We start from the raw sequence: 9,613 nt of genomic DNA on the forward strand, positions 1-9,613 counted from the left end.
GCCAGGCACCGTGCGAGGCAACGCGCGCCGCTTGATGATGCTCAGCGCGCGATAACCGGGCTGTCTTGCCGGATCATGTGCGGCAGCGTTCCACGCCTGACAAATACGCGCGAACGATTACGCGCTGGATTGCGGAGCCTTTTCCGCCGACGCCGATCGGGCCACACGATTCGATTCGAGGTGCACCGCGCGCGCGGCATCCGCCGACGTCACTTCGCCCGCCGCGACGCCTGCGAGATCGACCCGCGCCGCGCCTTCGACGAGGCACGTCCAGTACCGGTTGCCCCTGCACCATACCTTGATGGCGCTGCGCAATTCGCGCTCGCTGAGCTGGAGCTCGGGCGCGTGCTTCATGAGATCCTCGAAGATGCCGACCTTCAGCGGGACCTTGGGCGCGGGATTCTTCGGGAATGCGAGAGGAAACCGCTTCTGCAGCTTGCCGATCGTATGCACGACCGGGTCCACGGGCTTCGACGGAACCGCCGGCGCGGGCGCCGGGGCCGGTCGCCGCGCGCGCGGCGGCTTTTTCGCCTTGGCCTGCTCAGCCTGCTTCGCGAGTTGTTTTTTCAGTCCTGCGAGTTGTTCGAAACCCATTACGTCGTACCTTTGGAAAACGTGCGTCAATTTTAGCAGCCCCGATTGACGCTTTCCGGTCAGCGGCCCCCGGCCGATGCGAGCGAACATCGCAGAGGCCGCCGATCGAAGGCACGACGATCACTGTCCACCGGAATAGATATTGCAGAAAGGCAGCGGCGTGCAGTTGCGCGAAGCATCGTTCGTCCACTTCGACATCCTGCCGCTCGCGCCCTGACCGGCGCTGACGCCGCCATACGCGGTGTCGCCCGAAGGCGCGGCGCTCTGCGCGTTCTGCTGGCTGGATGCGGGAATGGACTGCAAGGTGTCGGTGGTCTCCTGTGCCTGGGTCAGGCTTCCTAGCGAGAACGCGGCCACCACCAAGGCCGATACGACAGCGGTTTTCATGACGATCTCCTTCAATCAAGGCCTGCTGCTGCCTGATAGTCCTTTGGTCCTTTGCTGCGGCGGAATCGAAGCGCACGGATGCGCTGCGGCCTGGACCCGGTTGCGGGAGATGGTTTGCGATGGGTTGCCGGGTTCTTGCAAAAGACCTGCAACACGCGGATGTAGCCGCGCGTGGCGCTCGAGGTGACAGGGGCACCAGAAAAGCCGCCAGATCAATGGCGTGCGCGAAAAAATTGCGCACTTATAAAACATATACCGAAGCAGGCGGAAAGTTAATCCTTCTGCTGGATGTGCGCCAGCCCGGTTTCGCGGACTCACGCTATGTGTTGTCCTCCGATGCGTCCGGACCGAGCCGCTCGAGAAGCTCATCGATCTGCTGCAACTGCGTCGGCAGCAGATTGCCGTCGCTCACGAGCTTTTTCAGGCGACGACGCCAGTAAGCGGGCGGCAGCGCGGGATGATCGTCTCTCACCGACGACTCGATCACGAGCCGCAGATGCGCGATGTCGGCGTCCGTGAGGGCGAGTCGGCGAGCGTCCGTCAGTCGGTGTTTTCTGCGGTTCATGCCGCTTTTCTGAGGAATTTATTAAGTCCATATAGTGCACAGAACGCGCTGTGGCCGAACACCCTCCTTCGGGGGGTGGAGAAAAGCGGGGGCCGGGAGGGTTGAAGGCCATGAAAATGCGCGCGACGCCGATCACGACGCCGCGCGCTGCAATTGCATCACTCGCGATCAGTTCTGAAAATCGGTCGATCGCGACAGTTCCGTCCACGCTTCGGTTTCCGCCGCGACATACGCGTTCTTTTCGGCGATCGCCTTCAGCGTGTCGGTGCCGAGCGCGAGCCGCAGCGGCGGCGTCGGCGCGTCGACCAGCGTGACGAGCGCCGTCGCGAGCTTTCCGGGGTCGCCCGGCTGGTCGTGATTCATCCCGACGGCGAAGCGGCGCACGTTGCCCGAGGTCTGGTCGTAATCGTCGATGATCTCCTTGCCGACCAGGAGCGACGACGCATCCAGAAAGTCCGTGCGGAAATAGCCCGGCTCGACGACGGTCGCGTGCACGCCGAGCGGCTTCAGCTCGGCATGCATCGCCTCGGTGATGCCCTCGACGGCGAACTTCGTCGAGCTGTAGACGCCGAAGCCCGCCGCCGCGCGATAGCCGCCGATCGACGACATGTTGATCACATGCCCCGAGCGCTGGCGACGCATGACGGGCAGGACGGCGCGGCTCACGTTGAGCAGGCCGAAGACGTTGGTGTCGTACATCCGGCGGACGCCCGCGTCGCTCGATTCCTCGACGGCCGCGAGCAGCCCGAAGCCCGCGTTGTTGACCAGCACGTCGATGCGGCCGAACTTCTGCACGGCGGCATCCACGGCGGCCTTCGCCTGCGCTTCGCTGGTCACGTCGAGCGCGACCGGCAACAGGGCGGGCGATTCGCCCAGGGGGCTGAAAGGCGCGCGCTTCATTCGTTCGCGGCGAGATAAGTCCACGCGAAGCCTTCCGCTGTCCGTTCGATCCTGCCCGCCGACGTCTCCGGAAAGTGTGCGGTGAAGACCGCGGCATGGCGGTCGGCGGCGCGATCGAGCAGCCAGGCGCGCGCGCCGCGCGCCTGATCCGGCTGCCGGCAGAATATCGAGCGCCACTGCGGCCGATAGACCTGAATCGGACTGTGCATCACATCGCCGGAGAAGAGCGCGAGTTCGCCGCGCGACTCCATCTCGATTGCCATGTGTCCCACGCTGTGCCCGAAGGTCGGCCGGAAGCGGATGCCTTCGACGAGCGTCGCGCCTTCGTCGGGAATGACGCGCGTGAGTTCCGCTTCGATCAGCGGCAGGACGCTGTCCTCGTAGACCATGCGGCGCGGTTCGCTCTCGTGCGTGTCGAAGAATGCGCGCTCGCGTTCGCCGAACACATGTGTGGCGTTCGGAAACACCGGTGTCCAGCGTCCGTCCTCCCATTGCGTGTTCCAGCCGACATGATCGACATGCAGATGCGTGAGCAGCACATGGTCCACCTCGAAGCGATCGAATCCGGCGGCTTCGAAGCGTTGGATCACGGGATTGTCGAGCCGGTCGAACAGCGCGCTGAAGGGGCGCGGCTTGCCGTTGCCGATGCCCGTATCGACGACGATCGTGAGCCCATCCTTCTCGACCACCCACAGATGCGTGCGCAGCGGAACCCGGTCGGCGTCGAGATCGAGGCTCGCGTGCCCGACGCGGCGCGCGAGTTCGCCCGCGCTCGCATCGCTCCACTCGGGATACAGCGTACCGGGCGCGAGCGCGAACCCGGTTTCGTCGATGCGCGTGATCCTCATGTCGCCGATACGGCAGGTGAAGGCTGCGTGAGTCATCGTCAGATCTCCTTGCGCGCCGACGGGACGCGCCGCGTGGCCAATGCATAGAGCAGCGCGCTCGCCAGCGCGGAGCATCCGCCGACGATCGCGAGCGCCGTGCCGAGCCCCGCGTGTCCGCCGCCGAAATGCTCGTTCAGATAACCTACCGCGAGCGGACCGACGCCGCCGCTGATCGCGTTGGTCATGAAGACGAGCAGCGCGAGCGAGCGTCCGCGCATGCGGTTCGGCACGGCGATTTGCAGCGGCACCGGCGCGAGCGCCATCGCGATGCTCGCGGCGAGCGCGCACAGGCCGTACAGCAGGATCGCGAGCGTGCTGTCGGCGACGAGCGGCATCGCGATCGCGGCGGGCGCGAGCGCGGCCACGGCGCAGGCCGAGAGCATCAGCACCTTTTGCAGCGTGCGTTCGTCGGTGACGCGCGCCGCGAGCATGCCGGCCGCCGCCACGCCCATCACGCCGCCGATCATGTAGGCAGGCGCGGCCATCCGGCCGACTGCGGCGGGCGCGAGATGAAAATGCCGCATCAGCAGGGTCGGAAACCACGCCGCGTGCGAGTAGAACAGCGTGATCAGCGCGACATATGCGGCAAAGTACGGCGCGCAGAAGCGGTTGCGCACGAAGAGTTCGGCGAGCACTTCGCGCAGGGATGGCAGCGCCTCGCCGGCGGGCGCAATGTCGGCTTCGCGTCTCTCGGGCTCGCGCACCGTCACCGCGACGAGCGCCGCCAGCAGGAGCCCCGGCGCGCCGACCAGCACGAACACGGCCTGCCACGGCGCGAATCCGTGTGACGCGAGCCGCGCGCCAGCGTCGCCGCCCGTTGCCGAGAGCAGCATGCCGCCGCCGAACAGCGCGAGTCCGCCGCCGATATACGGCCCGAGCATGAAGACGCTGCTCGCCCGCGTGACTTTGCGCGGCGGAAAGATGTCGCTGAAGATGGAGAGCGCCGCGGGACTCAGCGCCGCTTCGGCGACGGCGGTGCCCGCGCGCGCGGCGAGCAGCTCGGCGAAGCTCGTCACGAAGCCGCACAGGGCCGTCGACACCGCCCAGATCGCCACGCACGCGGCGATCAGCTTCACGCGGTTGGCGCGATCCACACGACGCGCGATGAACACGCCCGCGGTCGCATAGCACATGGTGAACGAGAAGCCTTGCAACAGGCCGATCTGCGTATCGCTGACGGCGAGCGTGAGCTTGATCGGCTGCACGAGAATGCTCACGATCTGCCGGTCCAGATACGAGAACGCGAAGCACGTGAAGAACAGCAGCACGATGTACGTCGGATGACGCACGTCGGGCGACGCGCCCGAGTGCGCGGCGTCGCCCTGCGGCGAGAGTGCGGGATGAGCGCTCATGCGGGCTCCTTCGTGGTCAGTCGAGAGAGGATTCGGATGCGAGCAGCGCGATGCAGTCGCCCGCTTCGACGCGCGCGAAGGTGCGCGCGCACATCACGCGGCCGTCGCCGCGAAACGCGATCTCGCGCGGCGCGCGCCACGGCTCGTGCGGATCGAAGAGACGGCCCGCGAGCTGGCCTTCGCGCACGTCGTCGTCGAGCGCGAAGGCGGGTTCGAAGACGCCGGCGTGCGGCGCATGGACGTAGTGCCGCGCCCCTTCGACACGCAGACAGCGCGTCTGCGGTGGCGGCGCGAGGCGCTCGGCCTGGACGACGCCCAGGCGCTGCAACACACGCTGCAAGCCGCTCTCGACGATGGCCAGATTGCGCGCATCGCAGCCCGCATGGCCGCCGAACTCGCCGCAGAGAAACAACGTGCCGTGACGCTCCGCCGCCGCCGCGAAGGTGCGGTCCTCGCCCAGCAGATCCATGACCATCGTGTTCGGCGCGCCGAACGCGCGCACGAGATCGAGATAGCGCCCACGCCGTTGCGGATCGCTCGCGGGCGGCGGCGAGGCGAGCAGCGTCGGCGCATGCTCGAACGAGGCGCCGCCCGCATGAAAGTCGAACACGATATCCGCGCGCGGCAGCAGCTCGGCCTCGATGTAATGCGCGATCATCTCGGTGGGCATGCCGTGGCGCGCGCCGGGAAAGAGCCGGTTGAGATTGCCGCCGTCGATGGGCGACGTGCGCGTGCCGTTCAGGAACGCCGGGAAGTTGAGCGCCGGAATGACGATCAGCCGGCCGCGAATCGAAAGCGTCGGCATGCGCTGGACCAGCTTCATCAGCGCGACGGGGCCTTCGTATTCGTCGCCGTGATTGCCGCCCGTGAGCACGACGGTGGGACCGTCGCCCGAATTCAGGACGGCGAGCGGAATCGGAATGTGACCGTATGCGGAGCGGTCGTGCGAGTACGGCAGACGAAGCGTGCCGGTCTGAAAACCTATGCGTTCGTAATCGATGTCTGTGGCGATGAGCGATGCGGGCGTGGACATGAGCGGATATCGGATCGAGTGGGTTCGACTCCACTATCGATGACGATGATCCCCGTGGCCAATGCCGTTTTCTGCAGCTGCCGATGCCTTGCGGGCATCACTGTCGCGGGGCGCCTTGCGCCTTCAGCAGATCGATGAAGCGTTGCAGCGCCGCATTGCCGTGCTGCGCGAGAAAGCAGAATTCCAGCGGCAGACGCACCGAAAGATCCCGCACCTCGACGAAGCGCACGCGCGCGGGCGGCCGCTCGCGGTTCGCTGCATTCACCAGCGCCGCGCCCACGCCCGCCGCCACGAGCGAAAGAATCGCGGTTTCGGTGGACGCTTCCTGACGGATGTCGAGTGTCAGGCCGCGCTCGGCGCATGCGGAGATGAGACGGTCGTAGTACGCGGCATACACGTGACGCGGAAACGCGATGAAGGGCATCCCGGACAACTCGCGCGCGTCGACCGGTCCTTCCTTGCCGAGCGGGCACTGCTCGGGCACGGCGAGCACCACGTTCTGTTCGAGGAGCGGCAGGCTCGTGAAGCCATCGGGCAACGCGCCGAAGCGATAGCAGAAGCCGCCGTCGAGGCGTTCGGCCGCGATGGCGTCGAGCTGCTCGGGCGTGTTCATCGGCTGAAGTTCGAGCGCGACCTCGCTCGCCGCTTGCTGAAACGCGTTGAGCGCCGACAGCACGAGCCCGCTCCACGAAGCGTTCTCGACGAAGCCCACGCGCAAATGCCCGTGCACGCCCGACGCGATCCGGTGCGCGAGCCGGTTCGCCGCATCCACGCGCGCGAGAATGTCGCGCGCCTCGCCGAGATACGCGAGCCCGGCGGGCGTGAGCTTCAGCCCGCGCGGCGTGCGCTCGAACAGCGCCGCGCCGATCGCTTCCTCCAGGTCCTGAATCTGCCGCGAGATGGCCGGCTGCGTGACGTGCAAGTGCTCGGAGGCGGCGCGCACGCTGCGCAGCTCGGCAACGGCGATGAAATACCGCAGATGACGAAGCTCCATGGAACGCGCGGCCGGGCGCTCCATCACTGAGCGGCGGTCAGCTTGTCCTGCGTGCGCGTGTCGAAGTCGGAGGCGTCATGGCGCTCGTGCAGCTGACTCGAAGGATCGCCGAAGGTCCGGTTGACCATGCGGCCCCGCTGCGCGGCGGGACGCGCGCCGATCTCGCTGGCCCAGCGGCGCACGTGCCTGTAGTCCTGCACGGAGAGGAACTCGGCCGCGTTGTAGAGCCAGCCGTTCACGAGGCCGCCGTACCACGGCCAGATGGCGATATCGGCGATGGTGTATTCGCTGCCCGCGATATATGCGCTGTGGGCGAGACGCTTGTCGAGCACGTCGAGCTGACGCTTCACTTCCATGGCGAAGCGGTCGATCGGATATTCCATCTTGCTCGGCGCGTACGCATAGAAGTGTCCGAAGCCGCCGCCGAGATACGGCGCGCTGCCCATCTGCCAGAAGAGCCACGAAAGACACTCGGCGCGCTCGCTGAGCTTCGTCGGCACGAACGCGCCGAACTTCTCCGCGAGATAGAGCAAGATCGCACCCGATTCGAACACCCGCACGGGCGCGGGACCGCTGCGATCGACGAGCGCGGGAATCTTCGAGTTCGGATTCACCTCGACGAAGCCGCTGCCGAACTGCTCGCCGTCGCCGATGCGGATGAGCCATGCATCGTACTCGGCGCCCGTATGGCCGAGCGTGAGCAGCTCTTCCAGCATCACCGTGACCTTCACGCCGTTCGGCGTGCCCAGCGAATAGAGCTGCAGCGGATGACGGCCGACGGGCAATGCCTTCTCATGCGTCGGCCCGGAGACGGGGCGATTGATGTTGGCGAAGTGTCCGCCGTTTTCCTTGTTCCAGGTCCACACTGAGGGCGGCACGTATTCGGGTGTTTTGCTCATGTTTCATGCTCCTGCGCCAGGACGATCGATTCAGGCGAGGTTAGCAGGTCGATGCAAACCGTGCTCGGACGGTCTGCGTCGCGCTTTGTACAATCGCGCAGGATTCCGCCAGGAGATACGCATGAGCCAGCGTCCGTCGCACAAACCTTTCCGGCCTCGCAAGACGCCGGCTCAGTCGCGCTCCGAGGCAACCGTGGCGTCGATCGTCGAGGCGGCGGCGCAGGTGCTCGAGACCGAAGGCTTCGAGGGCTTCAACACGAACGCGGTCGCGCGGCGCGCGGGCGTCAGCATCGGCTCGCTGTATCAGTATTTTCCGGGCAAGGACGCGCTCACTGTCGCGCTGATTCGACGCGAAACCGGGCGGTTTTACGAAGACGCGTCGCTCGCACTGACCAGGCGAAGCGGGAAGGCGGCGCTCGAGTATCTGGTCGGCGCCGCGGTGCGCCAGCAGTTGCAGCGTCCGATGCTGGCCCGGCTTCTCGACATCGCGGAAGGGCGTCCGGCGCTGCGCGGCGAAGTGGGCGGCGTGGAGATGGAGGAACTCGTGACGACGGTGGTCAGGCGCGCCGCGCCGAAGCACGAGCGTCCCGAGGTCGCGGCGGGCGATCTGTTCGCCATCGTCCGGGGCATGGTCGATGCGGCGGGAGAGCGCGGCGAGCGCGATCTCGAAGACCTGGAGCGTCGCGTGCGGGCTGCGGTTTTCGGCTATCTGTCGAGGAGCAGCGCCGCGTGAGCGTTCGCCTCGAAAGACGCGAATGCGAGCAATCGGTTCGAGCGCGCCGCCTGCGATCGCTGCAAGCCGCGCCGTCATGCGGGTTCGAGGGCGTTCCGGACGCAGCAGCAAAGCGAGTAGTGAATGTGAGCTTTTGCTTATATTCTGACGTCATCGGGCGGATACGGCATGGGGCCGCGCCCACCGTGTATGAGAGACCGATGATGACAGACTCGATCAAAAGCATGAAGCTCAACCACCTCGGCTTTCCTTCCGCCGATACGCCCGCGACGGCCCGGTTCTTCGAACGGTATCTGGGCTTCACGATCGCGGGAACGTGGGAGCAGTCGTATATCCTGAAGCGCCCGGGCTTCGACGTGGTGATCGACCACGCACGCGACGGCACGCCGGACTGGCCTCGGGCATTTCATGTCGGCTTCGAATTGCAGACGCTCGATGAAGTCCGCGATCTCCATGAGCGCTTCAGGTCCGAAGGCGTGGAGATGGAGACCGGCATCTTCAACAACGGCCGCGGTTCGCGCTTCTTCTGCCGCGCGCCGGGCGGCGTGATGTTCGAGATGAACACGCGATCCGATGCGGCTCCCGAGTATCAGGGAACGTTCGACAACTGATGCGGCGCGAGCGCGGCGAGCACGGTCGGGCAATGACGCGTGCGGCCCGATCCCGCGCTCAGCGCCCCGCTTCGCGCTTGCTCTGCTCTTCGACCGTGAGAATGGCTTCGGGCATGACCTCCAGCCGCGCCTTGGGAATCGGATCGCCGCTTTCGTCCGACAGGCCGTAGGTGCCTTCAGCGATCTTCTGCAGCGCGCGCCGGATGTCGCCGATGCGCTGATCGTTCACGTTGCGCAGCGCCTGATTCGCGATGTCCTGCTCCATGCGTTGAGCATCGTCTTCTAATTCCTCGGCTTCGGAACCGCGCTCCTCCTGCAGTCGCCGTTCGCGCGCGATCGTGCCTTCTTCGTTACCGAGCAATTCGCGCTGCATCGCTTCGAGACGCTCGCGCTGCTTCGCGATGAAGTCGTCGCTCAGCCCGCTTTGTTGACTGGCCATGATCGTGCTCCAGTGAAAGAAGGAAGCCTGTATCCGTCAAACCTACGCTTCGGGACTCTGCGTTGTCAATGCAATGCGCGATGCGCTTGTCCAGCGTGGGCGCGCCGCCCGACTCGTCGGCGCGCCCGTCTTCCGCGCCCTTCGGGCGTCATTCCCCCGCCGCGATGGAAACCGAAGCCTCGCTCGTCAACATCAGGAACGTCAGTGTCTCGCGCAGAT

Annotated in this window: 11 protein-coding genes and 1 pseudogene; 2 read left to right on the forward strand and 10 right to left on the reverse strand. The window is 66.2% G+C overall.

Annotation, left to right across the window (positions count from 1 at the left end):
* Positions 1-117 precede the first annotated feature (117 nt).
* The 9 genes and pseudogenes from AWB83_RS14150 to yghU all read right to left on the reverse strand — a co-directional run bounded on the left by AWB83_RS14150 (position 118) and on the right by yghU (position 7,611).
* Positions 118-594, reverse strand: a complete 477-nt coding sequence (locus tag AWB83_RS14150; protein WP_087046176.1) for a ProQ/FinO family protein — start codon at positions 592-594, stop codon at positions 118-120.
* Between the two features lie 120 nt (positions 595-714).
* Complete coding sequence (locus AWB83_RS14155; RefSeq protein ID WP_143750054.1) at positions 715-981, reverse strand: hypothetical protein; 267 nt, start codon at positions 979-981, stop codon at positions 715-717.
* Between the two features lie 319 nt (positions 982-1,300).
* Positions 1,301-1,546, reverse strand: coding sequence for a hypothetical protein (locus tag AWB83_RS14160; RefSeq protein ID WP_087046178.1), 246 nt, complete (start codon positions 1,544-1,546; stop codon positions 1,301-1,303).
* A 168-nt stretch (positions 1,547-1,714) separates the two neighbouring features.
* Positions 1,715-2,422 (reverse strand): annotated as a pseudogene (locus tag AWB83_RS14165) (SDR family NAD(P)-dependent oxidoreductase); the annotation flags it as partial.
* Positions 2,423-2,442: 20 nt separating this feature from the next.
* Positions 2,443-3,330 carry an MBL fold metallo-hydrolase gene (locus AWB83_RS14170; protein ID WP_087046209.1) on the reverse strand — a complete coding sequence of 296 codons (888 nt, stop codon included), beginning with the start codon at positions 3,328-3,330 and terminating at the stop codon, positions 2,443-2,445.
* Positions 3,331-3,332: 2 nt separating this feature from the next.
* On the reverse strand, positions 3,333-4,685 hold the full coding sequence (locus AWB83_RS14175) for an MFS transporter (RefSeq protein WP_087046180.1): 1,353 nt from the start codon (positions 4,683-4,685) through the stop codon (positions 3,333-3,335).
* Between the two features lie 16 nt (positions 4,686-4,701).
* Positions 4,702-5,718: a succinylglutamate desuccinylase/aspartoacylase family protein gene (locus tag AWB83_RS14180; RefSeq protein ID WP_087046181.1), complete on the reverse strand. Its 1,017-nt coding sequence runs from the start codon at positions 5,716-5,718 to the stop codon at positions 4,702-4,704.
* 97 nt (positions 5,719-5,815) lie between these two features.
* A complete protein-coding gene (locus AWB83_RS14185; RefSeq protein ID WP_087046210.1) occupies positions 5,816-6,712 on the reverse strand; it encodes a LysR family transcriptional regulator in 897 nt (298 codons plus the stop codon).
* A 23-nt stretch (positions 6,713-6,735) separates the two neighbouring features.
* On the reverse strand, positions 6,736-7,611 hold the full coding sequence (gene yghU / locus AWB83_RS14190; RefSeq protein WP_087046182.1) for a glutathione-dependent disulfide-bond oxidoreductase: 876 nt from the start codon (positions 7,609-7,611) through the stop codon (positions 6,736-6,738).
* Between the two features lie 121 nt (positions 7,612-7,732).
* On the opposite strand from yghU, the gene AWB83_RS14195 reads away from it, so the two are divergent.
* Both AWB83_RS14195 and AWB83_RS14200 read left to right on the forward strand, forming a co-directional pair.
* The gene (locus AWB83_RS14195) at positions 7,733-8,344 is read left to right on the forward strand and encodes a TetR/AcrR family transcriptional regulator (RefSeq protein WP_087046183.1); all 612 of its coding nucleotides are present in this window, start codon (positions 7,733-7,735) and stop codon (positions 8,342-8,344) included.
* A gap of 224 nt (positions 8,345-8,568) precedes the next feature.
* On the forward strand, positions 8,569-8,955 hold the full coding sequence (locus AWB83_RS14200) for a VOC family protein (RefSeq protein WP_087046184.1): 387 nt from the start codon (positions 8,569-8,571) through the stop codon (positions 8,953-8,955).
* A gap of 58 nt (positions 8,956-9,013) precedes the next feature.
* Here AWB83_RS14200 and AWB83_RS14205 read toward each other — a convergent pair whose 3' ends face one another.
* Positions 9,014-9,394 (reverse strand): TraR/DksA family transcriptional regulator, encoded by a 381-nt coding sequence (locus AWB83_RS14205; protein ID WP_087046185.1) that lies wholly within the window; start codon positions 9,392-9,394, stop codon positions 9,014-9,016.
* Positions 9,395-9,613: the final 219 nt, after the last annotated feature.

Source organism: Caballeronia ptereochthonis, from assembly GCF_001545075.1.
Taxonomy (GTDB): Bacteria; Pseudomonadota; Gammaproteobacteria; order Burkholderiales; family Burkholderiaceae; genus Caballeronia; species Caballeronia ptereochthonis.

Bases quoted from the DNA above. Each gene is read 5' to 3' on its own strand.
- AWB83_RS14155 (WP_143750054.1), bottom strand. From the start codon at position 981: ATGAAAACCGCTGTCGTATCGGCCTTGGTGGTGGCCGCGTTCTCGCTA.
- AWB83_RS14185 (WP_087046210.1), bottom strand. From the start codon at position 6,712: ATGGAGCTTCGTCATCTGCGGTATTTCATCGCCGTTGCCGAGCTGCGC.
- AWB83_RS14170 (WP_087046209.1), bottom strand. From the start codon at position 3,330: ATGACTCACGCAGCCTTCACCTGCCGTATCGGCGACATGAGGATCACG.
- AWB83_RS14160 (WP_087046178.1), bottom strand. From the start codon at position 1,546: ATGAACCGCAGAAAACACCGACTGACGGACGCTCGCCGACTCGCCCTC.
- yghU (WP_087046182.1), bottom strand. From the start codon at position 7,611: ATGAGCAAAACACCCGAATACGTGCCGCCCTCAGTGTGGACCTGGAAC.
- AWB83_RS14200 (WP_087046184.1), top strand. From the start codon at position 8,569: ATGAAGCTCAACCACCTCGGCTTTCCTTCCGCCGATACGCCCGCGACG.
- AWB83_RS14175 (WP_087046180.1), bottom strand. From the start codon at position 4,685: ATGAGCGCTCATCCCGCACTCTCGCCGCAGGGCGACGCCGCGCACTCG.
- AWB83_RS14205 (WP_087046185.1), bottom strand. From the start codon at position 9,394: ATGGCCAGTCAACAAAGCGGGCTGAGCGACGACTTCATCGCGAAGCAG.
- AWB83_RS14150 (WP_087046176.1), bottom strand. From the start codon at position 594: ATGGGTTTCGAACAACTCGCAGGACTGAAAAAACAACTCGCGAAGCAG.
- AWB83_RS14180 (WP_087046181.1), bottom strand. From the start codon at position 5,718: ATGTCCACGCCCGCATCGCTCATCGCCACAGACATCGATTACGAACGC.
- AWB83_RS14195 (WP_087046183.1), top strand. From the start codon at position 7,733: ATGAGCCAGCGTCCGTCGCACAAACCTTTCCGGCCTCGCAAGACGCCG.